Source organism: Clostridium estertheticum (assembly GCF_011065935.2).
Classification (GTDB): domain Bacteria; phylum Bacillota; class Clostridia; order Clostridiales; family Clostridiaceae; genus Clostridium_AD; species Clostridium_AD estertheticum_A.
In genome coordinates, this window is the sequence record NZ_JAAMNH020000001.1 from 5,388,576 (window position 1) to 5,412,406 (window position 23,831).

General features: G+C 31.3%; 32 protein-coding genes. All 32 read left to right on the forward strand.

Features of this window, described 5'->3' with window-relative positions; all coding sequences use genetic code 11:
* The first annotated feature begins 61 nt into the window (after positions 1-61).
* Positions 62-280 carry a hypothetical protein gene (locus G9F72_RS25750; RefSeq protein ID WP_164957231.1) on the forward strand — a complete coding sequence of 73 codons (219 nt, stop codon included), beginning with the start codon at positions 62-64 and terminating at the stop codon, positions 278-280.
* A gap of 400 nt (positions 281-680) precedes the next feature.
* On the forward strand, positions 681-1,868 hold the full coding sequence (locus G9F72_RS25755; RefSeq protein WP_164957232.1) for an MFS transporter: 1,188 nt from the start codon (positions 681-683) through the stop codon (positions 1,866-1,868).
* Positions 1,869-2,231: 363 nt separating this feature from the next.
* Positions 2,232-2,744 carry a GNAT family N-acetyltransferase gene (locus tag G9F72_RS25760; RefSeq protein WP_164957233.1) on the forward strand — a complete coding sequence of 171 codons (513 nt, stop codon included), beginning with the start codon at positions 2,232-2,234 and terminating at the stop codon, positions 2,742-2,744.
* A 530-nt stretch (positions 2,745-3,274) separates the two neighbouring features.
* Positions 3,275-3,481: a hypothetical protein gene (locus tag G9F72_RS25765; RefSeq protein ID WP_164957234.1), complete on the forward strand. Its 207-nt coding sequence runs from the start codon at positions 3,275-3,277 to the stop codon at positions 3,479-3,481.
* 107 nt (positions 3,482-3,588) lie between these two features.
* Positions 3,589-4,155, forward strand: coding sequence for a 2-phosphoglycerate kinase (locus G9F72_RS25770; RefSeq protein WP_164957235.1), 567 nt, complete (start codon positions 3,589-3,591; stop codon positions 4,153-4,155).
* Positions 4,156-4,181: 26 nt separating this feature from the next.
* A complete protein-coding gene (locus G9F72_RS25775) occupies positions 4,182-4,640 on the forward strand; it encodes a GNAT family N-acetyltransferase (protein WP_164957236.1) in 459 nt (152 codons plus the stop codon).
* 373 nt (positions 4,641-5,013) lie between these two features.
* On the forward strand, positions 5,014-5,595 hold the full coding sequence (locus tag G9F72_RS25780) for a flavodoxin family protein (RefSeq protein WP_164957237.1): 582 nt from the start codon (positions 5,014-5,016) through the stop codon (positions 5,593-5,595).
* A gap of 360 nt (positions 5,596-5,955) precedes the next feature.
* The gene (locus G9F72_RS25785; RefSeq protein WP_164957238.1) at positions 5,956-6,813 is read left to right on the forward strand and encodes a GNAT family N-acetyltransferase; all 858 of its coding nucleotides are present in this window, start codon (positions 5,956-5,958) and stop codon (positions 6,811-6,813) included.
* 190 nt (positions 6,814-7,003) lie between these two features.
* Positions 7,004-7,630, forward strand: a complete 627-nt coding sequence (locus tag G9F72_RS25790) for an HD domain-containing protein (RefSeq protein WP_164957239.1) — start codon at positions 7,004-7,006, stop codon at positions 7,628-7,630.
* A 284-nt stretch (positions 7,631-7,914) separates the two neighbouring features.
* The gene (locus tag G9F72_RS25795; protein WP_164957240.1) at positions 7,915-8,358 is read left to right on the forward strand and encodes a GNAT family N-acetyltransferase; all 444 of its coding nucleotides are present in this window, start codon (positions 7,915-7,917) and stop codon (positions 8,356-8,358) included.
* Between the two features lie 286 nt (positions 8,359-8,644).
* Positions 8,645-9,160, forward strand: coding sequence for an AAA family ATPase (locus G9F72_RS25800; protein ID WP_164957241.1), 516 nt, complete (start codon positions 8,645-8,647; stop codon positions 9,158-9,160).
* Entirely contained in the window at positions 9,157-9,645 is a 489-nt protein-coding gene (locus G9F72_RS25805) for a GNAT family N-acetyltransferase (RefSeq protein ID WP_164957242.1), read from the forward strand. Before G9F72_RS25800 ends, G9F72_RS25805 begins: the two co-directional genes overlap by 4 nt.
* Before the next feature lie 94 nt (positions 9,646-9,739).
* Positions 9,740-10,447, forward strand: coding sequence for an SDR family NAD(P)-dependent oxidoreductase (locus G9F72_RS25810; protein ID WP_164957243.1), 708 nt, complete (start codon positions 9,740-9,742; stop codon positions 10,445-10,447).
* A 116-nt stretch (positions 10,448-10,563) separates the two neighbouring features.
* Positions 10,564-11,112 carry a GNAT family N-acetyltransferase gene (locus G9F72_RS25815; protein WP_164957244.1) on the forward strand — a complete coding sequence of 183 codons (549 nt, stop codon included), beginning with the start codon at positions 10,564-10,566 and terminating at the stop codon, positions 11,110-11,112.
* 19 nt (positions 11,113-11,131) lie between these two features.
* On the forward strand, positions 11,132-11,929 hold the full coding sequence (locus G9F72_RS25820) for a sugar phosphate isomerase/epimerase family protein (RefSeq protein WP_164957245.1): 798 nt from the start codon (positions 11,132-11,134) through the stop codon (positions 11,927-11,929).
* Positions 11,930-12,217: 288 nt separating this feature from the next.
* Positions 12,218-12,493: a hypothetical protein gene (locus tag G9F72_RS25825; RefSeq protein WP_164957246.1), complete on the forward strand. Its 276-nt coding sequence runs from the start codon at positions 12,218-12,220 to the stop codon at positions 12,491-12,493.
* Positions 12,494-12,581: 88 nt separating this feature from the next.
* A complete protein-coding gene (locus G9F72_RS25830) occupies positions 12,582-13,163 on the forward strand; it encodes an NUDIX hydrolase (RefSeq protein ID WP_164957247.1) in 582 nt (193 codons plus the stop codon).
* Between the two features lie 519 nt (positions 13,164-13,682).
* The gene (locus tag G9F72_RS25835; RefSeq protein ID WP_164957248.1) at positions 13,683-14,225 is read left to right on the forward strand and encodes a DUF402 domain-containing protein; all 543 of its coding nucleotides are present in this window, start codon (positions 13,683-13,685) and stop codon (positions 14,223-14,225) included.
* 30 nt (positions 14,226-14,255) lie between these two features.
* Positions 14,256-14,504, forward strand: coding sequence for an SH3 domain-containing protein (locus tag G9F72_RS25840; protein WP_164957249.1), 249 nt, complete (start codon positions 14,256-14,258; stop codon positions 14,502-14,504).
* Positions 14,505-14,571: 67 nt separating this feature from the next.
* On the forward strand, positions 14,572-14,871 hold the full coding sequence (locus G9F72_RS25845; protein ID WP_224676253.1) for a hypothetical protein: 300 nt from the start codon (positions 14,572-14,574) through the stop codon (positions 14,869-14,871).
* A gap of 219 nt (positions 14,872-15,090) precedes the next feature.
* The gene (locus tag G9F72_RS25850) at positions 15,091-15,651 is read left to right on the forward strand and encodes a GNAT family N-acetyltransferase (protein WP_164957251.1); all 561 of its coding nucleotides are present in this window, start codon (positions 15,091-15,093) and stop codon (positions 15,649-15,651) included.
* A 59-nt stretch (positions 15,652-15,710) separates the two neighbouring features.
* Positions 15,711-16,271: a GNAT family N-acetyltransferase gene (locus G9F72_RS25855; protein WP_164957252.1), complete on the forward strand. Its 561-nt coding sequence runs from the start codon at positions 15,711-15,713 to the stop codon at positions 16,269-16,271.
* A gap of 63 nt (positions 16,272-16,334) precedes the next feature.
* Positions 16,335-17,228, forward strand: a complete 894-nt coding sequence (locus G9F72_RS25860) for a TIM barrel protein (protein ID WP_164957253.1) — start codon at positions 16,335-16,337, stop codon at positions 17,226-17,228.
* A 5-nt stretch (positions 17,229-17,233) separates the two neighbouring features.
* Positions 17,234-18,733, forward strand: coding sequence for a serine hydrolase domain-containing protein (locus G9F72_RS25865; RefSeq protein ID WP_164957254.1), 1,500 nt, complete (start codon positions 17,234-17,236; stop codon positions 18,731-18,733).
* Positions 18,734-18,805: 72 nt separating this feature from the next.
* Positions 18,806-18,991 (forward strand): hypothetical protein, encoded by a 186-nt coding sequence (locus G9F72_RS25870; protein WP_164957255.1) that lies wholly within the window; start codon positions 18,806-18,808, stop codon positions 18,989-18,991.
* On the forward strand, positions 18,988-19,494 hold the full coding sequence (locus G9F72_RS25875; protein WP_164957256.1) for a GNAT family N-acetyltransferase: 507 nt from the start codon (positions 18,988-18,990) through the stop codon (positions 19,492-19,494). Before G9F72_RS25870 ends, G9F72_RS25875 begins: the two co-directional genes overlap by 4 nt.
* A gap of 503 nt (positions 19,495-19,997) precedes the next feature.
* Positions 19,998-20,522 (forward strand): dCTP deaminase, encoded by a 525-nt coding sequence (gene dcd / locus G9F72_RS25880; RefSeq protein ID WP_164957257.1) that lies wholly within the window; start codon positions 19,998-20,000, stop codon positions 20,520-20,522.
* 34 nt (positions 20,523-20,556) lie between these two features.
* Entirely contained in the window at positions 20,557-21,123 is a 567-nt protein-coding gene (locus G9F72_RS25885; protein WP_164957258.1) for a 2'-5' RNA ligase family protein, read from the forward strand.
* Positions 21,124-21,202: 79 nt separating this feature from the next.
* Positions 21,203-21,724 (forward strand): AAA family ATPase, encoded by a 522-nt coding sequence (locus tag G9F72_RS25890; protein WP_164957259.1) that lies wholly within the window; start codon positions 21,203-21,205, stop codon positions 21,722-21,724.
* 20 nt (positions 21,725-21,744) lie between these two features.
* Positions 21,745-22,434, forward strand: coding sequence for a zinc dependent phospholipase C family protein (locus G9F72_RS25895; RefSeq protein WP_164957260.1), 690 nt, complete (start codon positions 21,745-21,747; stop codon positions 22,432-22,434).
* A gap of 90 nt (positions 22,435-22,524) precedes the next feature.
* Positions 22,525-23,337, forward strand: a complete 813-nt coding sequence (locus G9F72_RS25900) for an AAC(3) family N-acetyltransferase (protein WP_318010967.1) — start codon at positions 22,525-22,527, stop codon at positions 23,335-23,337.
* A 62-nt stretch (positions 23,338-23,399) separates the two neighbouring features.
* Positions 23,400-23,789, forward strand: coding sequence for a VOC family protein (locus G9F72_RS25905; protein ID WP_164957261.1), 390 nt, complete (start codon positions 23,400-23,402; stop codon positions 23,787-23,789).
* The last annotated feature ends 42 nt before the right edge of the window (positions 23,790-23,831 follow it).

Here is a 23,831-nt window from a genome sequence, read left to right on the forward strand (position 1 = left end):
TAAATAGCATAATTTAGCGAACTGTAAGTGTACATTTTTCTTATTCCACCTTTTCGGGGGGATGGTCAAAAATACCCAATATATAGATGATAAAATAAAAAGAGATTTTGCCGAGGGATATAACGCTAAGAGCCAAAGGACATTACCTAAAAATTGGTATAAGTTATCAAAAATAGCGGATATAGTAGTAATGTTGGCATTGATAAACAGAGAAAATATTCCACGTGATTGGATTGAGGGGATTGAAGAAGAGATTATCGTGACAATGAATATACAGTGATGTAAGCCCCACCAAATGAGATAATCCATAGTATACAATATTCTTATATGACGAACAAAGCCAAAAAGAGCTAAGGGGTATAATCAACGAATAAGGGGTAGTGCAAATATGCTACTTCCACTAACAACACCTTGCCGGTTGCGCTATCGCTACACCCAAATGCCCCAGCTAACCTAGTCGGAGCTTAAGAAAACAACATAAGAGCTATGTAAGTTTTCTTAAACTCCTGTAACACTGGGGCACTTCGGCAAGCCAGACGTTATACGGAATTTAGCTTGAAAAGTTGATTATTCAAAAGTTATTGGACATGGTTTTATTAAGACGCAGTTGTAAAAATATTGCGTATTAAAATTAATAATTTAACAACGAATTACCAATAATTGTATTATCGGAGGTAAGTATGGATAATAAGGTTAAAATTAAGAATAATTTAGTAACAGCTATAATGCTTGGGTCGTTTGCTTTTGGGTTAATGTCTTTTATATTACCTATTTATAGTAAAAGAATAGGTGGAAATGCATTGGCTATTGGAGGTTTATTTTCAATATTTAGTATGGTAACCTTAATATTGAGACCACTTATAGGAAAAGGAATAGACAAATATGGAAGAAAATTTTTTTTTGTTTCTGCATTCTTCTTCTATGCAATTGCTATGCTACTATTTTCTTACTCAACTAATATTCAACTTTTGTATATTAGCAGATTTATTCAGGCAATAGGTTCTTCATTTATGTGGATTTCTGCATACTCTATAGCAATGGATATTGCTGATAATGAAAAAAGAGGAAAATCAATTGGACAAGTAGACGGAGCAAGTAGCAAAGGTGCATTATATGGTGCTATTATAGGTTTTATTATACTAGGTAATTTCACTCTTTTAATTGGATGGAGCCTTTTATTTAAAGGTTACGCAATATTATCAGTGATAGCAGGGTATATTGCATATAAATATATACCTGAAACAATAACAGTGAACATTGAAAAGAATACACCACCTAATAAAGAATTCAATATTGATTTATTAAAATTGTTGTGTATAGTTTTTATAAGTTCGATTTCAGCGTCTATGATAAGCCCTCTTCTAATGATTTACCTTCAGGATAGATTCACTACAGATGTTGGGATGTTAGCAACTGCATTTATTCCAGCAGCTCTTGTATATGCCTTTTTACCAGCAATATTGGGTGGAATTAGTGATAAAATTGGGAGAATAGTACCTATGATAATAGGGTTAATTGTTTCAGGTATAGTTTCTCTCATTTTTCCACATTCTTTTAGTATTAAAATATTAGTTGTACTATGGATTGTAGAATCTATAGGTATAGTAATGGCTTCACCAGCAGAAGAAGCTTTAGTGGCAGATATAGTAGGAAAAAGAACTCGTGGTTCGGCATATGGTCTATACTTAACGGTAGCTAGCTTAGGTGCATCAATTGGTCCTTTGCTAGGTGGTTGGTTATATGATACTTTTGGACATGCAGTTCCATTTTATTTAAATGGAATTATATTATTAATGGATGCCTTATTAGTAATAATTTTATTTGGAAATTATAAAAAAATATGTAGTATGAATCATATTAAAGGATAACGGAAGTAGGTCTTGCTCAAAGTGTAGTGGCTAAACTCCGTATAACAAAATGTTGCCGTTCGCCTTGGTTGGAGAGTCCTTTAGGGAGGATAAGCTAAACAGGAAGTAATGTTTCAAACTTAGAAAATCAAAAGATACCGCCAAGGCACATTCCTGAATCAAGCCCGTCGGGCTAAGATTCAGAAACGTCGGCAGTACGAAACGTTATACATAATTTCGAGAAAAATAGTGATTGCTTGAAATTCTTTGGATTTGGTTTTATTAAGACACAGTTTTTTAATTCTTTGATACGATAAAATTTGATTAGAACTTGGAGGGTAACTATACTTTACCCCTCCAATACTCAACTGGAGGAAAAAGAAGATGCATTTAAAAAATGATGGTTTGGTGGTAAGAAATGCTACTACAGATGACGCACAAATTCTTTGTGACTGGTGGAGCAATGGCAAGGTAATGGCTCATGCTGGGTTTCCGAATGGACTTCATACTGATATTGATGAGTTAATGGACATGTTGAAAAATGAAAAAGACACTGATAGTCGTTTAATAATTGAGGTAGATTCTAATCGTGTTGGAGAAATGTGTTACCGAATAAAAGATAATATTTCTGAAATAGGTATTAAAATATGTGATTTTTCCTATCAAGAAAAGGGTTATGGGACGAAAGCTATAAAAATGTTAATTAGATATTTGTTCGATGAAATGAAAGTTCAAAAAATTATTTTAGATACAAATCTTAATAACACAAGAGCACAACATGTTTATGAAAACATTGGTTTCATAAAGATAGCGGTGAAAATGAATTCGTGGAAAAACCAGCTTGGTGTTTTGCAATCTTCGGTAGATTATGAGTTAATGAAAGAACCCCCCCAATAAAAATTTATTAGCATAATGATCATAAAATTAAATTTAATGAATAATCTTCTTAAATTGTTCATGAATCGTAAATATAGGATATTTGAATAATTCTATTATACTTTCGCTCAAAGTGTATTGGCTAAAACTACGTATAACAAAAAACTCCCGTTCATTTTGGCATGAAAAGACTGCCAAAACACATTCTTTCACCAAGCGCGGTCACGCTAGGCTCAAGAATGTCGGGAGTTAGCAACGTTATCGGAAAGGATATGTTCATGATAGTTTTGTTCCGTTACGACAACGCGGATAGTTGAACATTTGTAAAAAAATGTGCAATAAAAATTATTTATTTCGAGAAAATAGAAATTTGAGATTATCATAATTAAAATTATAATTGATATGCTTACATTAGCGATGAGTATTGACTTTTTGTTATGTTTTTACCTGAAAATTCACATCAAGACATGAAGTAGGCACCTCTTATATTTGTGATATTGAAAAGAGTAGGTCAAAAATGATGTGTAACTGTAATTAAAAGGAGGACAAGAATGAAGAAAAGAGAAATTTTTATGTTATCAGCATTAACATTTTCTATGGGCATAGTTTTTGGATTTTTGCTTTCACCTGTGAAGCAAGGTATAGGTAATAACTCTGGTAATAGCTTAAATAATTATTATGATAAAAAGCAATCAATAGGTGATGAATCTAAAAGAAATAGCTCAATAGAAAGCATGAGTAGCCTAAATTTAAAGTGAAGTGGTGAGTGTTAATTTTAAGTAATATTTTATTTTAGAGGAATTCAGTTCACATTCCTTTAAAAGTGCGTTGGAAGGATTATTTGTATAATGAGAAGGAGTCAACGATGATTATTTTAATTGGTGGAGTTAGTTGTACTGGAAAAACAGTAATGGCTCAGAAATTACTTGAAAAGTATAAGATACCGTATTTGTCGATAGACCATGTAAAAATGGGCTTGATTCGTGGAAATAAATATTGTGATTTTTCTGCAACTGACAGTGAAGATGAGCTTACAAGTAAACTGTGGCCACTTGTAAAGGGCATTATAATGACCAATATTGAGAATGGGCAACACATCATTATTGAAGGCTGCTATTTACCGCCAGAACATCTTTCGAATTTTGAACCTGAGTATTTAAAACAGATTATTGCTCTATACATAGGCTTTTCAAAGAATTATCTTGAGAAGCATTTTATTTCAGGAATTATTGAGCATAGAAGTGAGATAGAACAAAAAGACTGTGATGATTATATGAACCGAGATAATTTTATTAAGCTGCATACGCAGCTCAAAGAACTCTGTAGGAAGCATAATGTGAAGTTTTTTGAAATCAATGATGATTATGAAGGAGAAATGAACAACGTATATAAGTGGATTGATGAACAGGTAAAATCAAAACAGCGGTTATAATATAACTAATTAAGGAGGAATTAATTATGATTAACCTTGTAAAGGCTGAAGTTGTAGATTCAAAAATTATAACTGAAATTAAGAAGTTAGCATATAATGATGAAACACGTAGATTTGGACCTGGAAGGGATGGGGGGCCACCTGGATATGAATCAGAAGAAGAAACACAATATCTGATTAAAAATCATTTATTTTATAAGATTATGCTTGATAATAAGATAATTGGTTTCTTTTGGTTGCATGGGGATGATTCTAAATTTTATGAATTAGAGGACTTATGTATTCACCCTGAATATCACAATAAGGGTTTTGGTTTCAAGTCCATGAAGTTAATGGAAGAATTACATCCACATATTAAAAAATGGGTGTTAGGAACGCCTTATTACAGTGTAAGGAATCAACATCTGTATGAAAAAATTGGTTATAAAAAGACTGGACAAACTGAAGATGACTTCTTGTTTCTTTATGAAAAATTAATTGATTAAGCTATCTGTTGAGACGCTTTTTTTCTTTTAGTACGTAATAAATCTAATGATAGCTAGAGTAGGTATTACTCAAAGTGTAGTGGCTAAAACTCCTATAACAAATTGTTGCCGTCCGCCTTGGCTGGTGGACTATTTTTATATATCAATGTGTAAATTTATTACTTATAATCTATATATAGGTTGACAGCTAGCCTATCGCCAATGCACATTCCTTCGCCAATCCCGGCGGGCTAAGGTTCAGGAACGTTATACGAAATTTTAAAGTAAAAGAGTTCTTGTTTACATATTAATAGATTTAATTTTATTGTTATATAATTGCAAAATATTGTTACATAGATATAAATGAAAATTATTTTTAGGGAGTGAAATAACAATGAATGTATGTGTCTTAATGGGAAGTATGAGAAAAGGTGGTAATACCGAAATGCTAATGCGACCATTTGTAGAACAACTAAAATCCAAAGATTTAGAAGTTCAGTACATATGGTTATGCGATAAACATATTGAGCCTTGTAAGAGTTGTTTTGTTTGTCAAAACACTGACGATAAACCAGGTTGTTCAATTAAAGATGAAATGGAACAAATATATAAATCAGTTTTGGAAGCCGACTGCATAGTTTTTGCTACTTCAATTTACTCTTGGTTCTGTACAGCACCAATGAAAGTAGTTATGGACAGACTTTTTTGTATGAATAAATTCTATGGAAATACAAAAAAGCATTATGGTTTATGGGAAAATAAAAAGTGTGCAATTATAACTACTTGTGGTTATGAAATAAAAAGTGGTGCAGATTTGTTTGAAGAAGCATTAAAGCGGCTTTCAATACATTCACATCTTGATTATATAGGAATGTTAGCAGTTAGAGATATTAATGGAATTATTGATTTCCAGACCGAAGAAGTCATTGATAATGCTAAAAATTTTGCATTGAAAATTTACAATGAATGCAAATAATATAAACACTTCATTTATGTGTCTTAAATTTCTTTTAGTACGAACTAATTTTAAGGAGAACTGTAGTAGGCTTTGTTTAAGGTGTAGTGCCCAAAACTCCGCATAACAAGACCTTGCCGGTTCCGCTAACTCTCCACCCAAATGCCCCAGCTAACCGAGTCGTGGCCATATAATTCGACTTATGAGCTAAGTAGGAATTATATGACCACTGTAACGCTTGGGCACTTCGGCAAGGCAGACGTTAGCTGAAATCCTTTCGAAGTGAGTGCTAATTCAAAGTGATTGTTTGAAAAAGTTTGGTTCACATTCGTAGATTAAGACAAATAAAGATAAAAATATTTTTTATAGGGGGAAAGTTAAATGATACGAGACTATAAACTTGAAGACAAAGATGAATTTATAAAAATAATTAGGCATGGAATTGTAATTGATGAGCAAGATATTTTCGAATATTTTACTGACGACGATATCAAAATAATTGTATATGACGATAGTGAAGAAGGGATACAAGGATTTAGCTGTGTCAAACTATGGAATGGTACTGAAAAGAAAGCGGATGTGCTATTATATGTAGTTCCTGATGCAAGGAGAAAAGGAATTGGAACTTTGCTGTATAATCAAATAATTAAGCAGAAATATGGAGTCAAACTCACTTTTATAAAAACACGATTTAGAGTTGATAAAGATGATGCTACATTCTTTTATAAAGGGTTAGGTTATAAAAAGTGGTATGGAATGCATGATTTATACTATAATGGGTCAGTACAACCTAAGTCGGATCTACAATTTATAGCATATGAGGATAAATATTTTGAACAATATGCAGAAGGGTTAAGAAAATGCTTTTATGAAATGAGAAAAGTGCATGATTTCCAACCTCATTTATGCTGTGAATTAAACGATGAAAAAAGAGAAGAAATTTTAAAAAACAAGGAGCAGATATTCCTCTTAATAAATAATGAAACGCTTATAGCATCTGCAATAGTTAATAATAATGGTTTCTTAGATGATATATTTGTTATTCCATCCTATCAAGGTAAAGGGTATGGGAGGTTAATAACACAATTTGCTATCAATAAGGCAATAAGCAAAGGTATTAATAAAATTGAAACTAGCGTAGTAGAATGGAACGCAAGAGCATTCAAATTATATCAAAGTCTTGGATTTAATAAAATACAAACTACTCATTACTATCAATTGGTTAAAGATGAAATTTAGCTTTGAGTTATTTTAGCAAAATATTTACTAATTTATGATGTTATTTTGTATCATTTTATAATTCACATTTTTCTTTAATTATGAAACACGAAGAGATTAGAGGAAGTAGCAAGTACGAAAGAACACGCTAGCCCTGAAGCATCACATAACAAAATGTTGAAGAAATATTAATAAAAGGGGAAATACAAACATGAAAAATTGTTGGGAACAAAGTATGCCAACTATAAAAGAAGCTAAACATTTATTAGATGAAGCAAAAATTTTATTTCCAGGTCCGTGGATAGAACATTCAATTAATGTAGGAAAAGCAGCAGAACTAATAGCAAGAAGTTGTAAGGATCTAAATCCAGATATTGCATTAGTATTAGGTATGTTACATGATATAGGAAATAGGTACGGTAATACATATATGAAACATATTTTGCTTGGCCATAATTTTGCCATGGAAAAGGGATATGCTAAAGTAGCAAAGGTTTGCTTAACTCATTCATTTAATTGTCATGATATAAGAGCTACATTTGGAAAATGGGATTATTTTAGTAAAGATGAATATGATTTTGTTAAAAATTATATCCAATCTGTGGAATATGATGATTACGATAAGTTGATACAATTATGCGATGCATTAGCACTACCTAGTGGCATTTGTTTAATGGAAAAGAGAATGATTGATGTAGCATTAAGGCATGGATTACATGAACATACTATCGATCAATGGAAAGCTACATTTGAAACTAAATCATATTTTGAAAAAAAGATAGGCAGACCAATATATAGTATATTGCCAGGTGTTGTAGAGAATACTTTTACACTGTAAAATGTGTTTTTGTAATAAAATGTTGGTCTTTGAAATAAGAGGAACTTGGCTTGAGGTAAATCAAGGTTTGACAGAAATGGAACAGCACATAACAAAAAAACTCCCGTTCGTTTTGGCATGAAAAGACTGCCAAAACACATTCTTTTGCCAATCGCAATCGCGCTAGGGCTCAAGAACGTCGGGAGGTATCAACGTTAAGTGAAAGTGGTAATTAAAAGTTAATTGCCTTATTTGATTCGTAGCAGTTAATCATATCGTAAAGCATAGAAACTGGAGGTTTTATCATGGAAGATCTTTTCAAAAATCAAGATGTAATGTCAAAAATAAATTTACCTAAAGGAATTTTTATCAGGCAGTTCGTTGAAACTGATTTTATTGTTGTCCAAAAATTATATGAAGATGAGGGATGGCTGACTGCAATAACAAAACCTGAAGAGTCCCTAAGGGCATGGAAGAACTCATCTATATCACTTGTTGCAGTTGATGAAAGTAAAATAATTGTTGGTTTAATTCGCGCTTTAACAGATTGTGAAATTACAACTTATATTGCAGAACTTCTAGTTAATAAAAATTATAGGGGGAAAGGTTTAGGTAAATCATTGATAGATGCCTGTCACCATCTATATCCTCATGCAAGACTTGATTTACTTTCAACTGAATCCGCTGATGAATTTTATAATCGGAATAAATTTAAAAAGATTAACGGATTTAGAAAGAGTTATTATTAAACGAAATAATTTGCAATTTCAAGCTAATAGAAAGTAATATTAATCCAACAAATCCAAATCCACATCCAAAATCAATGATATCTACTGGTTTCCTAATTTTCCAAACTTTTTTGAAGTTAAAACTATCTATGCTTCTTTGCATCTCAAGTACAAAACTTTATGTGAAATTTTAAGTCTATGAAAGATTATCTTACTCAAGTAATATTTGGGGTCAATTCTAAAAAAAATGAGTCATACTAATAATTTATCGTTGAAATATTTAGAATAGTTGAATAGAGGTGTCTGTATGAAAAAGTTAATTATTCTTAATGGAACAATGGGTGTAGGTAAAAGTACCGTGTGCAACATGTTATTGGACATACTGAATCCAAGCGTTTATCTAGATGGTGATTGGTGTTGGAATATGAATCCATTTGTAGTTTCAGAAGAAAACAAAAAAATGGTCATAAATAATATTACACATCTATTAAAGTCATATTTGGATAATTCGAGTTACGAGTATATTATATTTTGCTGGGTAATACACCAGGAATATATATTTAAACAGATTTTGGAACCATTAAAAGATTATGATTTTGACCTTTATAAAATTTCTTTAACTTGCTCCGAAACAGCTCTTAAAAATAAATTGAGAATTGATGTGCAAAATGGTATTAGAAAAATAGATGTAATTGATAGAAGTTTACAAAGACTATGCCTATATAACAATATGGATACAGTCAAAATTGATGTAAGTGAAATCGACCCTAAACAAACAGCTATCGAGATAGTTAAGTTAATAGAAAAAGGTGCTATAAAATGAAAGAATATAAAATTATAAAAATAGATAATCAAAACTATCCTATGTTTGATGATATGGTGTTTTGGCGTATTAATGGAAAGCAAAGAACATATTCTGAAAAATCAGAGGTAGCAAATAATAATTTTAGTGATGTGTATGTGGCACTTACAAATTCGAATTTATATGTTTATGCTGCATTAGATAACGATAAATTTGTTGGTTGGATATCAATAATTTATATGCCAAAGGTAGGTAGGTTAAATGGCTTGGGACATTTATATATTGATGAATTGTGGGTTGAGCCCACATATCGAAAACAGAATATAGCAAATAGGCTCCTGGAAAAGGCTGATGAATTATTAAATACAACAGAATCCGTAGGTGTTCGTTTATATGTAAATACAGAAAATTTAAGCGCAAAAAAATTGTACGTAAAATGTGGCTTTTCGGAAAGTGGTACAGCTTATTTTATGGAAAAAACTGAGTATCATACGGTTCAGAACTAAAATAAGTCTTTCACTAAGCCCGTCTGTCTAAAATTCAGGAACGTCGTCAACAAGGTACGTTAGCCAAAATTAAATGGAACGAGGAATAAATTTTATGGGGAAAGTTTTAATTACTGGTGGAAATAAAGGATTAGGACATGAATTAGTTAGAGTTTTTTATGAAAATAATTATGAGGTGTTCACAGTTGTAAGGACTGTCGAAGCAGCAGAAGAACTAAAGTATGAGTTTAAGCAAAAGTGCCATCCTATTGTTGTAGACTTACGATTTGATGATTCAATAGAAAAGATAAAATCTGTTTTAGCTAAGATTACAACTGAAATTGATATAGTTATTAATAATGCAGGGGTTCCTGGACGTGAATATGAAATAGAAAATGTACTTGCAGAAGAAATAGAAGAATTATTGAATATACATTGTTTAGGGGTTGTCAGGACGGTTCAAGGAACTATAGACTTTTTAAGAAATTCAACTAATCCTAGAATAATAAATATTTCTTCAAGATTAGGCTCTTTGTCTAAAATGTCATTAGGAGAATTTGGTAGTAGAAATTTTTCATATTCATATCGCATTGCTAAGGCAGCTCAAAATATGCTTACTATATGTTTAAATAATGAGCTAAAATCTCAAGGAATTTGTGTTAACGCAATTCATCCTGGAAAATTAAAGACCACTTCTGGTTCTTCAGATGCTGACTTGAATCCAAATGAGGCAGCAGAAAGAATATTCAATTGGATAGAGACTTTAAAAATAAGTGACTCAGGATCTTTTACACAACCTTTTGTAGGAGATTGGCCATGGTAAAATATAACTTAGGCTAACAAAAATCCCCATTCACCATGGCTTGAAAAAACAACCAAGCTACAACACCATTGTAAAAAGACCCAAACTTCTTTTAATAATACTGCTGGAGGTAATGTATGATTATTGAAAACAAAAGAATAGAAGGTATAAGTCTAACATGGATACTTCGTTGTCCAACAAAATATGATGCAATTGAATTATCTAAATTAAGAGTTAAAATTGATGGAGAGACAGAAAATCTTGATAGAGAATCTGGTGAAGGTCTATTAACGCCAGAAGATTTCGAAAAACTTATTTATGAAGATTCAATAGCGGAAAAAACTTTATTTTTAGTTGCAGAAGTAGCAGGTATGATTGTTGGATTTACTCGTTGCGAAGGCAGTAAACTAAGTAGATTCAGACATAAATCAGAGTTTGGAATATGTATATCAAAGGAATACTGGGGCCATGGAATTGGTAAAGTACTACTAGAAGAAGTTTTGATATGGGCAGATACTGTGGGAATTAAAAAAATTTCATTAACTGTGGTACAGACAAATACAAAAGCAATTCAATTATATAAAAGATATAGATTTGTAGAAGAAGGATTATTAATAAAGGACCGTATTCATAAAGATGGTGACTATTATAATACAGTTATAATGGGAAGATTATTAGATAAATAGATTCCTAAGGAGTTTTGTTATGAATAAAATAGGAATTACAACCATAAACGGATATCCGCTTACAATGGATGAAAGAATGGAAGCTTTTCGTAATGCAGGGTTTCACTCTATACTCTTGTGGTGGGGAGATGATGAAATCGAAAGCAAGGCATATCGTGTCGCTCTTGCGGATAAATATAATCTCATGATAGAAAATGTCCATGCATCTACTGACGGTCTGAATAGCCTTTGGATAGACTCTATAGATGGTGAATCTATTGTGGAACGAAGCAAAAATTGTATTCTGGAATGCAATCAATTTAATATAAGGACGATGGTCATGCATTTGACTAATGGCAGTAATCCACCACCAGTCAGTAGAACTGGAATATACCGTATGGAAAAAATTATTGAATGTGCCGAAAACAATCATATAGTTCTAGCTATAGAAAATATGAGAGTTCCTGAACATGTTAAATTTGTTTTGGATACATACCCTACTCCCTGTATTAAATTTTGCTATGACAGTGGGCATGAGCACTATTGGTCTCCCAATATTAACTGGCTTTCCTTATATGGTGACAGGGTTGGAGCAATCCATTTGAGTGACAATGTGGGTAATATGGATTCTCATCTTATCCCTTTTGACGGCAATGTAAAGTGGCAAAGAATTATTGAGAACCTATCTAAATCCAGCTATACGGGCACAATAACAATTGAAGCAGAAAAAGGTTCAAGCAACTTATATGATGACATAGAGTTAGATGAATTCTTAGTTCACGCCTACAAAAGCGGTTTGAGTTTGTATGAAATGATAAATAACTTTCGAATAAAATGAGAATAATCTACATTTGTAGTTGCGCCATAATTTTCATTAACTACGTCGAGATGGTAATTCTATGCGTGGTAAAGATTATTTATATACCCTGTATCAGTATGTATTTTATGTTACTTCAGTACAAAATGTGAATTAGGAATGTACTGGTTTAAATGGTTACAGTTAGTTGACGCAGATACAGTTAAACTCAAACATTACATTAAATTAAAACCAATATAATATCTTTAAGAACATATTCGTGTAAAGGCGCGAAGCATTTTATTTGTGCGAATTGGAGGTAAAATTGAAATGAAAATACCCTATCTTTTGATCTTAGTCTTAGTCATTACTGCAGTGTTCTTTATAGTGCCATATTATTTAACTGATAGATTCAGAAAAAACAAGGTAAGTAAGTACATCCCACCTATGTTATCATTAATATCTATACTTATTTTATATATAAAATCAACATTTTTTAAAATCGGCTATAGTGTCATTGTTGATATAGTATTTATGACATCATTCGCAATTTCATTGGTTATTCTTCTCTTAATTGCTTTATCATTTAAGTTTAAAAAATATTAATTGATGTTTCTACTATTCATATCTTACCGTGCAACAATAGAAAAGTGTGACAATAAGAAGAATTAAATAAATATTAGGGGGTACATCCATGGATTACATAAAACAAATTATTGATTTTATTCCTGTAAGCGACCAAGAAAGCCAAGATAAAAAGATAATTCTCGATTACATTAAAAAATTTCCACATAACATTTTATTAAGAGAAAATGATTTTGCACATATTACAAGTTCAGGATTTATTATGAACAAATCACTGGATAAAGTGCTAATGGTTCACCACAATATACGAAATACTTGGGCTTGGACTGGTGGGCATGCTGATGGAGATACAGACTTTTTACATGTTGCAATTAAAGAGGCAAAAGAAGAAACAGGCATAAACACTGTGACAGCTCTTACAAAAAATATTGTGTCTATTGATATTCTACCTGTATATGGTCATGTGAGAAGAGATAAGTATGTTAGTGCGCACCTCCACCTTTCGGTAGCATATGTTCTTATCGCTAGTGAAAACGAAACACTCATAGTAAAGGAAGATGAAAATAGCGATGTGGATTGGTTTCCCTTGGATAAATTTACTGAAGATTATTTTGATGTTAGGGATGTTTATTTATATAACAAGCTAATTGATAGAGCCAAACAAATTAACAACGATATAGAGTTCTATTAATTCATATATTTCATATTTTACATATCTACAAGTTATATTGATAAATTATTATTTCGTAGACTTATAGAATTATTATTGGAATATTGATTAGTACCGATGACTTTAATGTAAAAGTATTTGAATAACACTGGATTTATGATGGTGTTATTTTTTTTAGACTTTTATAAGGTCAAAAAATAGTTATGGTAACTTTTTAGTGAAAATTCGGTTTTTTTTACTTTATTATGTAAATTTAGAAGGAAACTGTTGCGGAATGTAGAATGATGTTTTATAAGATCTTTGTCTGTTATAAGAATAACTGAGAGTACATTAAAAGTTTTCTTTTTTACCTTTTGGGGCGTCTTGGACAATTTCTCTGGCCTTGCTTATATATCGGATGATACAGAGCTTTATAAGGTTGACTTCAGCGGGAATTTTCACCAAATTGATAAAAAAACATAAATCACTAATGCTAAATGTAATAAACCAGAAAGCATCGAAGTAGATATACAAAGTTTTGATACTAAGGAGAGTGGTGTAATGAAGCGAACTTTTGCAGACCGGCCAAACTGGACAAGAATTATTGAAAAGAGATTCAAATTAACCTACTTAGAAGAAAAAGAATTTAAAGGCCACGTATCAATTATTTATATAGACAAAGTAAGAGAACCATTAGTTTTAGAAGCAGCAGGTAAAAATGTATTCTTAGCAAACAATGGATTCATATGGATGCAACATTTTCCGAAAGATTGTAATTATGCTTTAACTACTATGTTTAATGAAAAACACGAGGTTATACAGTGGTATTTTGATATTTGCAACGGAAATAAAATTAATTCTTTAGGAATTCCATATTATGATGACTTATATCTGGATGTCGTTCTACTGCCAACTGGTGAAATATTATTATTGGATGAAGATGAGCTTGAACAAGCATTAAAGGATGATAGTATTGATAAAGCACTATATGATCTAGCTTACTTTGAAGCGAAAACGCTTATATATAACATACAAGAAAACAAGGACCTATTACCCCTTAATAGCAAATGGTATTTACAACACATGGTATCTTTAGGTTATTAAAAAATTGAATTAAGGAGAAAGGGAATTTAAATGGAATTTAAAATTATTGAAGAACACAAAAGCAATAACCCAACACCCCTTATAATTAGAAAAGGAACAAGAGTAGAGGTAGGTAAAAGGTCTGATAGTGCTGACATTTGGCCTAATTGGGTATATTGTTACGATTTAGATGGAAATAGTGAAGGATGGACTCCTGAGCAGATTATTCAAATTGAAAGTGACTATGAAATTTTATTAGAAGATTATTTATTTAGGGGGGATTTTCTTGGTAAAAAATAATCTAAAATCATTATTAATACATATAACAATAAGTATTTTTTCTATGATCGTATATTTTTTATTTAATATGAGACAAGCGAAGTGGGCAACTGAAGAAGCGGCAAGAAACCATCACTATAATATGATGTTTGTAGCAATTGCTATAATTGCTGTGGCAGTTATTTTATACTATTTATTAGGATCAGTACGCTTAATTGATCAAGGAAACATATACAAAAATTTATTTTCTGTTAGTTCAGTAGCCATACTTGGAGTATTGCTTTGGGCAAATGCATTTAATATCGATAGGATAGGTCCAAGCAATCGTTTGTTAAATTCTCAATTATGGCAGTATTATACTATGTATAATGGATATTCGTTTTTTTAATTAATGAATCTGAAATTAATAATTCCTATGTGTCTTTATTGTTTTCTTTTATTCCTACAATAGCTATGTGGATAGGAATAAATAGAAAAAGAATTTAGGCTGCATTGAATAAGTCTACATTTTTTATGAATAAGCGCTGGGGTAAAAAGATGAAAATATTAATTGCAATTTAATAAAAGTATTTAAATATCATTTATGTTTTATGGAGGGATATCTACTATGAAAAATAATATTTATAAAGAATGTCCAATTTACACAACAGAGATTCTTACATTAAGATTAACATCATTAGAAGATGTATCAGAACTATTAAGATGTTATTCCGATAAAAAAGCAGTACCATTATTTAATTCAGATAATTGCCATGGCGATGACTTTCACTATACTAATATTGAAAGAATGAAAGAGGCTGTTGATTTTTGGCAATATTCTTATGAACATAGATATTTTGTAAGATTAACGGTTATTTTAAATACAACAGGGGAGAAAATTGGAACTATAGAAATGTTTAAGCGTGAGACAGAAGATGAATTCAACCATTTCGGTGTGTTGAGAATAGATTTACAAAGCAAATATGAAAAGCAACAATATATTAATGAAATATTACAAATTGCGAATCAAGATTTTTACAAGGCTTTTAAAGTTGATTCAATTCTTACAAAAGCTATTCCAAATTCAACTGAACGTATTTCATCATTAGAAAGTAAAGGATATGTTCCTATAAATAAAAAATTTGTGATATACGATGATTATTTTGTAAGAATGAATGCAACAAATTAATTGAAAATAAACATGAAATGCCCCCTTAATATTATTGTATAAAAAAAGGAGAACTTATTATGTTAATGATTAAAGGTACCCAAATAATAAATACAGACAGACTTTTACTTCGAAAATATGAAGCTTGTGATGCACCTGATATGTTTAAAAATTGGGCAAATGATAGTGAGGTTACAAAGTTTTTAAGTTGGAAACCCCATAATAATGTAGAAGATACTAAAGAAATTATAGAGCAGTGGGTCAACAAGTATGAGAATAATATATATAATTGGGCTATTGAATTAAAAGAAATTTCTGAAGTTATTGGTGATATTTCTATAGTTAAGCTAGACGAAACCTCCTATTCTTGCGAAATAGGGTATTGTATGTCAAGAAAATATTGGAGCATGGGAATAATGAGTGAATCTTTAACCGCAGTAATTGATTATTTATTTTCTGAGGTTGGATTTAATCGAATAGCCGCAATGCATGACACAAATAATATTGCTTCCGGAAAGGTAATGCTTAAAAGTGGAATGAGGTACGAAGGAACCTTAAGGCAAGCTAAAGTTCACGATAAGAAAGATTTTTACGACTTGGCTTTATATTCAATATTAAAAGATGATTGGATAAAGGAATAAACTAGGTTTATGGGATTTAACTAATTAAAATGCATACAGGCTAGCTTATAGGAGGATCATACTATGAAACGTTTTATGATTGGACAATTCGATAGATTCGATATCAATAGGCAGAATAGAGACTTTAGAGATTACTTTTTTGGAATTGAAGTTAATCAAATGGAGTCACTTGGTGAATTGCAAATATTAAAAGATAACCTTATGGATAGAAATTTAAAGATAGGCATTCATTTTCCTCTATTAAAGAATCAATGGAGAGCAAGAGACCCCCAATATCTTTCTAAAGATAATAGGACTTACAAAGAATCAATAAACTATATGGAGAGCGAATTTGCCAGATCAGAGGAGTTGAATCCAGATTATATTTTGCTTCATTATCCAAAGCCAGTTATTTTAGATGGTAATGTTGATTGGTCATCATGGAGATTTTGTGATGATACTGAATATTATTATGAATCAGAAATATCTTACAATTACTTCGAAGAGAGAAGTAGAAATTTTTTTAAGCTATTATCTGATCAAGGTAAAAAATATAATTTCACCCCAGTATTAGAATTGGATGGATTAAATAAATATGTATATGAAACAAATTTACTTGAAAACTTATTAGATGAATATCCAAATATCAAATTATGTCTTGATTTTGGTAGAATACACTTGCAAGATTGTATGGATGATAATTTTATAGGTCAAGAGATAATCAGAAAATTTGGAAGCTATACTCATTTAGTACATTTATGGAATGTAAAAGTTGATATGAATGTAACAAATGCTCATTACCCAGCACTTAAATCACTAAAAGTAGAGGACGGATGGGGAGATATGGAATCATACTTTAAAATCTTGAATGAAGTTAATAATAACTATAAGGTTTTATTTGAGCATAAGTCTCATTTAATAAGCGATGATGAGCTTGAAGAATGTTATCAGTGGATTGACGAGCTTGTGAATAGGTAGCCCGTATGTCTTACAACAAAAATTTTCACGCCGCAGTGAAGGGTCAAGCCTTTGAAGTACTCGCAGCACATGCGTTAACTATAGCGAACTATTCTACTTATAGGAGGATGACTATTAAAATGTCTAAAGAGCTAAAAATAAAACAATTCGAAGAAAACTTGCTTTATAAAACACAATTTGTAAACGAAGAGTACGTAAAAGGTAACCTTTTAGATAGAATGAATCATTATAAAACCCCCGCAGTAAGTATAGCCCTTATTAATAACTACGAAATTGATTGGGTAAAAGCCTATGGAACTACTGAAAAGAATACAGATAATAAAGTGGATGAAAACACAATTTTTCAAGCAGCCTCACTAAGTAAACCAGTATTTGCACTTGCTATTATGAGATTGGTTGAACAAGGTATTATTGATTTGGATGAAGATGTAAATAAATATCTTACTTCTTGGAAGGTACCTATGAATGGACAATGGCAACCTAGAATAACCTTAAGACAAATTTTAAGTCATACAGCAGGTTTAACGGTACATGGATTTGGTGGATATAACCTAAAAGATGAAATTCCAAATACAATTCAAATACTAAATGGACAGTACCCTGCAAACTCGGAACCAGTTAGAGTGGACGTTATTCCCGGGCTTCAATTTAGCTATTCAGGAGGAGGGCTCACTATTGCACAGCAATTAGTAGTAGATATTCTAAAAAAACCTTTCCCGCAAATTATGAAAGAGTTGATACTTGAACCATTTGGAATGAAATATAGTACTTATGAGCAACCACTTCTAGGTACTCATCTAACTAACGCGGCCTGTGCTTATAACGATGATGGTGATATGGTAGTTGGAGGTTATCATGTGTACCCTGAAATGGCAGCAGCTGGATTATGGACAACACCTTCTGATTTAGCAAGACTTGGCGCGTCATTACAGCTTATTCTTAAAGGAGAACCAAATAAAATACTGACCCAGAAATCTTTAGAAGAAATGTTGATACCTCAGGCAGATGGCCCAGTAGGGATAGGTTTTTTTGTAGATGGAGAAGAAAAGGATATAAAATTTTCACATAATGGCGGTAACGCAGGCTTTGTATGTAGAATGAAATTTCATAAAGAAAATGGTAAAGGCATTGTTATTATGATTAATTCTCAAGAGTTTGATTTAATAGAAGAAATCGAAAGAGCTGTTGATTATACTTATGATTGGTCCAAGCCTCTTTTAAAACAAAAAAATAACATTATGATAGATAAGTTCAGTTCAGAGATTTTTACAGGAAAATATATGTCTGATTCCAAAAAAATTATGACCATAGAAAATGAAAATGACTTGCTGTTCATTATCCCAGAAGGACAAATGCCAATACAGCTCCTTAAAGAATCAGATAGTAAATTTTTTTCAACACAATTAAATATGTTGGTAGAATTTATTTTTGATACCACTGGAAGTACTGGTACACTAAATCTTCATCAAAATGGGCAAGTATTGTCTTTTAAAAAGGAAGAATAGAAGAGTGAAACAAATCACTGCCGACGTTAAATTTCATATTTGCTTTGTAGCATAATTGAAAAGAGGGATAAAATGAATAAAAAACAAATTGTTTTCGTTACATCTAATTTAGGAAAAATTAAATCAGCCCAAAGAGATCTTGAAGATGTAGAAGTTATACAATATAATGCAGAACTTATAGAACCTAGAAGTGATAGTATCAAGGAAATTTCAAAAGTAAAGGCAATGCAAGCAAATGGGGGTGGAATTATCTTATGACAATTGAAACAGAAAGACTTATAATTAGAAAATTTACCAACCAAGATATAGATTTAATCTTTGATATCAATAATAATCCAGAATGCATTAAATTCAATGGGTGGGATTCCATGTCTATAGAAAATTGTAAAGAAACTCTCGATAAATGGATGTGCAACTATTCTATTTCACCTGGTTTAGGTGCTTTTTGCGTAGAAAGCAAGGTAGATAAATCAAGAATAGGGATGGCATTCATTGTTAAGTCGAAAGAGATAAATCAATATGAAATAGGATTTAGGTTACGACGGATTTATTGGGATAAAGGCTATGCTAAGGAGATAACACGCGAATTTATTAAATATGCAGAAGGTAAACTGGGAGCTACTTCAGTAATTGCTGAAGTATATAAAGCTAATGTTAGGTCAAGAAGTGTATTTGAAAAGTTTAATTTTACAGAGTACGGTCATCCTGATGGAGATGATGGACTTGTCTATAAATATGAAATTGTAAAAAACTATCATTAATATTACGAATTAGGTGTTTATTAAAGCATGAGTTTTTAATACAGAAATTGAGGAGAATTTAATGAAAATTGAATATGCAAGTGAAATACATTTTCAATACATAATTGATAATAATAAACATATATCAAGGTAACTAATACAATCGATGAATGTTTAAGGAGAGATTTAATTGAAGAAACTGGATACATCATAAATATAAATAGTTTTGTTTGTAGCTGAACTGAGTATATTTATGGTCCAAAATATAAAAAATACTTGAAATTAGTTGGTTCTTTCTATATGATTCAATTAGAAAATGACACTGGTTTGTAAAGTGAACTGGATCATAACTTAGTTTGGAAAGATTTAGATACCCTTAGGAAGAATATTCGTCTTGAATACCAATATTAGGCTATACAAGAAGCATTTAAAATGAAAGAGACTAAGATATTAAACAACACCTAGTGTGATAAGAAACGGAATTTTTACTAATATAATAATAATAATAGTTAGGAGATATTTATATGATATTGTCAGGCAAAGAGATTAAAAAGAAATTAGGAAATGAGATTATTATTGAACCATTTGTAGATAAGCAGCTTAACCCCAATAGTTATAATTTACGGCTACATAACCGTCTACTTGTTTATGAAGACTCTGCTTTGGATATGAAGAAAGATAACAAAACAAAAGAGTTGATTATACCCCCGGAGGGATTACTTCTTGAAACTGGAAAGTTATATCTAGGTAGAACCGTTGAATATACAAGGACAGATAAATATGTACCTATGTTAGAAGGTAGGTCCTCAGTTGGAAGGCTTGGATTATTCATTCATATTACAGCTGGATTTGGGGATGTAGGATTTAGTGGTTATTGGACATTGGAAATATTTTGTGTTCAGCCTATAAGAATATACCCTGATGTAGAGATATGCCAAATATATTACCATAATATCGAAGGAGAATATGATAAGTATTCAAGTGGCAAGTATCAGAATAATACGGATATTCAGCCAAGTTTATTATTTAAGGATTTCCAAGAGAGGTAAAAAACTCAAATTAGATTCATTGGAGGTTTTACAAATGAAGGCATGTTTTGCATTACTTGTAGATAATGAAATTCATAACTATTCGAGAAATCTAGCCTTTGCTTTTGATAGAAAATATAATACGGGTTTTATATCTGCTAGTCTTCCTCAGCATATTACTTTAGGTCCAGTATTTGAGGTGAAAAATATTGAGGAAGTTGAGAACTACTTTGATTATGTGGCAAAAAATCTAAAGCCATTTGAAGTTTTAATTACAGATATTGATTTGAAGATATTGGGTGATGAAGAAGCTGGTTTTGGTATTATATGGATGAACATTAAAGAAAGCATAGAATTAAGGGAGCTACATAATACAATTTATAAGTATATTACTGAACATTCATGGGATACAGATAATAATGATAAATACCATTTTCACTCAACCATAGCACTGGGAAAACAGCCTGCTAATGTATATAAGGAGCTATACCAGTGCATTTCTGATAAGAAAATTAACCATAATTGTATTATAAATGAGCTAGCAATGTTTTGTACTACAGATAGTGAAAATAAAATGGGAACCTATATTACTTTCAAAATACTAAATATAAATAATAAATAGCTGTTTGCGATTACTAGCTTTTACTTAGTTTCCAATAGTAAACCGGAAAATTTACTATTAAATGGAGGGTTATTAAATAATGAAAGGTAAAATAGAACCCGAATTGTATAATAAAATATATATCATAGGGTCAGTAGCAAGTGGAAAAACTACAATGGCTAAAAAATTATCAAATCTATTCAATATTACCTGGCATGAATTGGATAATGTAGTCCACATGAGGTTGCCAGGTGGTGATGTGACCAGGTCCTCAGAAGAAATAACTTTTGAGTTCAATAAGATTATTAGTTGTGAAAAATGGATTATCGAAGGTGTTTTTCGTGAATGTTTTAATGAAGGATTTGATAAAGCAGATTCTATAATATTGCTGAATACACCCCCTTATAAAAGGAAATGTCGCATTGCAAAGCGTTGGCTTTGTCAAAGGATAAGACTTGAAGAATCTAATTATGTTCCAACTTTTAAAATGCTTTTACGCATGTATAAATGGAGCAGTGGATTTGAAAAATCAAAAGACACTATTTTAAAAACGCTTGAACCTTACATTGATAAGGTAATTGTATTGAATGATAACACAGATATATTTGATAATAAAAAATAATTAAAAATGAGGCGTTCTAAATGGCAACTTGGATTACACATCTAAGAATAGCAGAAGAAATTCTAAAAAAATCATATAATTTTGAAACAAAACCTTTCATAGTAGGAAATATTGCGCCCGACGCTGGTGTACCTAATGAAGATTATAGTATCTTTAATCCAGCAAAAAAAATTACACATTGGGAGACAGAAAACAAAGAAATTAATGCTCAAGGTTTTTGGGACAACTATTTGAATAATAGTGGAATAGAAGAAAGTAATGAGCTGTTCTCTTTTAAAATAGGATATTTTGTTCATTTATTGACTGATATTGAATGGTCAAAACTATTTGTTCAGAAGAAGAATGAGATTTTATACAAAGAAGGATTAGAAAAAGATGAAAGTTTTATTTGGACTATAAAAAAGGATTGGTATGGCCTTGATTATATATATTTAGAAAACCATCCACAGTGTATATTTAATACATTGTTTAAAAATATAAATAGTGTACCAGATTACCTAGATTATTTTCCACACAGTGCCTTTGAGGATAAAGTAAAATACATTACTGAATTTTATCTAGGAGAAAATACTGAAACTAAAGATAACTTTATTTATTTAACAGAGGGAGAAATGGACAACTTTATTTATAGTGCCACAAATGTAATAGATGATTTACTTCGCCATCTGTTAATAAAGAAAACCTCTGCTATCAATGCACTGCAATATTGAAATACTTTGAAACTAATGTAAACATTTTAGATGGGCTGAAACAGTCCATAGAAAAATTGACAAGTTACATTTAATAAGGGGATGATACTATTGAGTGAACAAAGTATAATCGAATTAACCGATCATATGAATACGGTGGATACTATACATAATGATTTATTAAATCTCGGTGTTAAAGCTTGTGATATTCTATTAGTGCATTCTTCACTATCCAGCATTGGTTGGGTTTGTGGCGCTGCTCAAGCGGTTATAGTTGCGCTAAAGCAAGTTATTAATGAGAATGGAACACTAATAATGCCTGCTCATAGCGGAGCAATTTCTGATCCTGCAGAATGGGAAAACCCACCTGTACCTAAAGAATGGCTACAACAAATATATGATAGTATGCCTGCCTTTGATGTAGATCTTACATCGTCTAGGGGAATGGGTAGTATTGCTGAATTATTTAGAACCTTGCCTCAGGTATATAGGTCCAATCACCCCCAAGTATCCTTTGCATCTCAGGGCAAATTTGCCAATGATATAACAAATAATCATAAATTGACGCCTCAATTTGGAATGGAATCCCCTCTAGGTAAAATGTATGAGTTAAATGCAAAAGTACTTTTACTGGGAGTAGGATATGATTCTTGTACTTGCTTTCATCTTGCAGAAGCATTGAATGAAAAAATGCCAACAAGAAAAATGGGGGCAGCAATTATAGAAAATAATAAAAGGATTTGGAAGTGGTTTGAGGATTTTGATTATAATTCAGAGGATGATTTCGAGTCGATAGGACTGGCATTTGAAACAACAAATAACGTAGTATTTGGTAAGGTTGGTAAAGCTGAATGTAAGTTATTCAATATGAAAGCAGGAGTTGATTTTGCAAAAGAATGGTTACAAAGTAATAGATTTGACTAAAAGTATTGTTATTTAATTTAAATATTTTCGTGGCATATAACCTAGCAAAATAGGAGGCACTTATGAAAGGAACATTGCATCATATTGAACTTTACGTGAAAAACTTGAATATAAGTAAAGAGTTTTGGGGTTGGTTATTACTTGAACTTGGTTATAGTGAACATCAAAATTGGGAAAAGGGTATAAGCTATATTTTAGAGAATACTTATATTGTATTTGTTCAAGTTGAGGATAGATTTTTAGATATACCTTACCATAGATGTGGTGCGGGCTTAAACCACCTCGCTTTTCATGGTGGAAGCAGAGAATTTATAGATGAAATCACAGTAAAGCTAAGAGAAAAAGGTGTTAAAATATTATATGAGGATAAGCATCCATATGCAGGTGGACTTGGCTATTACGCGGTTTATTTTGAAGACCCAGATAGGATGAAAATTGAGATAGTAGCTTAGTAGCTGTTAAAAGTAACAGTATTAAAGGAGTATAAACTTTAG

Bases quoted from the DNA above. Each gene is read 5' to 3' on its own strand.
- G9F72_RS25865 (WP_164957254.1), top strand. From the start codon at position 17,234: ATGTCTTACAACAAAAATTTTCACGCCGCAGTGAAGGGTCAAGCCTTT.
- G9F72_RS25840 (WP_164957249.1), top strand. From the start codon at position 14,256: ATGGAATTTAAAATTATTGAAGAACACAAAAGCAATAACCCAACACCC.
- G9F72_RS25770 (WP_164957235.1), top strand. From the start codon at position 3,589: ATGATTATTTTAATTGGTGGAGTTAGTTGTACTGGAAAAACAGTAATG.
- G9F72_RS25905 (WP_164957261.1), top strand. From the start codon at position 23,400: ATGAAAGGAACATTGCATCATATTGAACTTTACGTGAAAAACTTGAAT.
- G9F72_RS25885 (WP_164957258.1), top strand. From the start codon at position 20,557: ATGAAGGCATGTTTTGCATTACTTGTAGATAATGAAATTCATAACTAT.
- G9F72_RS25830 (WP_164957247.1), top strand. From the start codon at position 12,582: ATGGATTACATAAAACAAATTATTGATTTTATTCCTGTAAGCGACCAA.
- G9F72_RS25875 (WP_164957256.1), top strand. From the start codon at position 18,988: ATGACAATTGAAACAGAAAGACTTATAATTAGAAAATTTACCAACCAA.
- G9F72_RS25790 (WP_164957239.1), top strand. From the start codon at position 7,004: ATGAAAAATTGTTGGGAACAAAGTATGCCAACTATAAAAGAAGCTAAA.
- G9F72_RS25795 (WP_164957240.1), top strand. From the start codon at position 7,915: ATGGAAGATCTTTTCAAAAATCAAGATGTAATGTCAAAAATAAATTTA.
- G9F72_RS25825 (WP_164957246.1), top strand. From the start codon at position 12,218: ATGAAAATACCCTATCTTTTGATCTTAGTCTTAGTCATTACTGCAGTG.
- G9F72_RS25860 (WP_164957253.1), top strand. From the start codon at position 16,335: ATGAAACGTTTTATGATTGGACAATTCGATAGATTCGATATCAATAGG.
- G9F72_RS25870 (WP_164957255.1), top strand. From the start codon at position 18,806: ATGAATAAAAAACAAATTGTTTTCGTTACATCTAATTTAGGAAAAATT.
- G9F72_RS25775 (WP_164957236.1), top strand. From the start codon at position 4,182: ATGATTAACCTTGTAAAGGCTGAAGTTGTAGATTCAAAAATTATAACT.
- G9F72_RS25815 (WP_164957244.1), top strand. From the start codon at position 10,564: ATGATTATTGAAAACAAAAGAATAGAAGGTATAAGTCTAACATGGATA.
- G9F72_RS25755 (WP_164957232.1), top strand. From the start codon at position 681: ATGGATAATAAGGTTAAAATTAAGAATAATTTAGTAACAGCTATAATG.
- G9F72_RS25765 (WP_164957234.1), top strand. From the start codon at position 3,275: ATGAAGAAAAGAGAAATTTTTATGTTATCAGCATTAACATTTTCTATG.
- G9F72_RS25855 (WP_164957252.1), top strand. From the start codon at position 15,711: ATGTTAATGATTAAAGGTACCCAAATAATAAATACAGACAGACTTTTA.
- G9F72_RS25780 (WP_164957237.1), top strand. From the start codon at position 5,014: ATGAATGTATGTGTCTTAATGGGAAGTATGAGAAAAGGTGGTAATACC.
- G9F72_RS25785 (WP_164957238.1), top strand. From the start codon at position 5,956: ATGATACGAGACTATAAACTTGAAGACAAAGATGAATTTATAAAAATA.
- G9F72_RS25805 (WP_164957242.1), top strand. From the start codon at position 9,157: ATGAAAGAATATAAAATTATAAAAATAGATAATCAAAACTATCCTATG.
- G9F72_RS25850 (WP_164957251.1), top strand. From the start codon at position 15,091: ATGAAAAATAATATTTATAAAGAATGTCCAATTTACACAACAGAGATT.
- G9F72_RS25845 (WP_224676253.1), top strand. From the start codon at position 14,572: ATGAGACAAGCGAAGTGGGCAACTGAAGAAGCGGCAAGAAACCATCAC.
- dcd (WP_164957257.1), top strand. From the start codon at position 19,998: ATGATATTGTCAGGCAAAGAGATTAAAAAGAAATTAGGAAATGAGATT.
- G9F72_RS25760 (WP_164957233.1), top strand. From the start codon at position 2,232: ATGCATTTAAAAAATGATGGTTTGGTGGTAAGAAATGCTACTACAGAT.
- G9F72_RS25800 (WP_164957241.1), top strand. From the start codon at position 8,645: ATGAAAAAGTTAATTATTCTTAATGGAACAATGGGTGTAGGTAAAAGT.
- G9F72_RS25895 (WP_164957260.1), top strand. From the start codon at position 21,745: ATGGCAACTTGGATTACACATCTAAGAATAGCAGAAGAAATTCTAAAA.
- G9F72_RS25750 (WP_164957231.1), top strand. From the start codon at position 62: ATGGTCAAAAATACCCAATATATAGATGATAAAATAAAAAGAGATTTT.
- G9F72_RS25810 (WP_164957243.1), top strand. From the start codon at position 9,740: ATGGGGAAAGTTTTAATTACTGGTGGAAATAAAGGATTAGGACATGAA.
- G9F72_RS25835 (WP_164957248.1), top strand. From the start codon at position 13,683: ATGAAGCGAACTTTTGCAGACCGGCCAAACTGGACAAGAATTATTGAA.
- G9F72_RS25820 (WP_164957245.1), top strand. From the start codon at position 11,132: ATGAATAAAATAGGAATTACAACCATAAACGGATATCCGCTTACAATG.
- G9F72_RS25890 (WP_164957259.1), top strand. From the start codon at position 21,203: ATGAAAGGTAAAATAGAACCCGAATTGTATAATAAAATATATATCATA.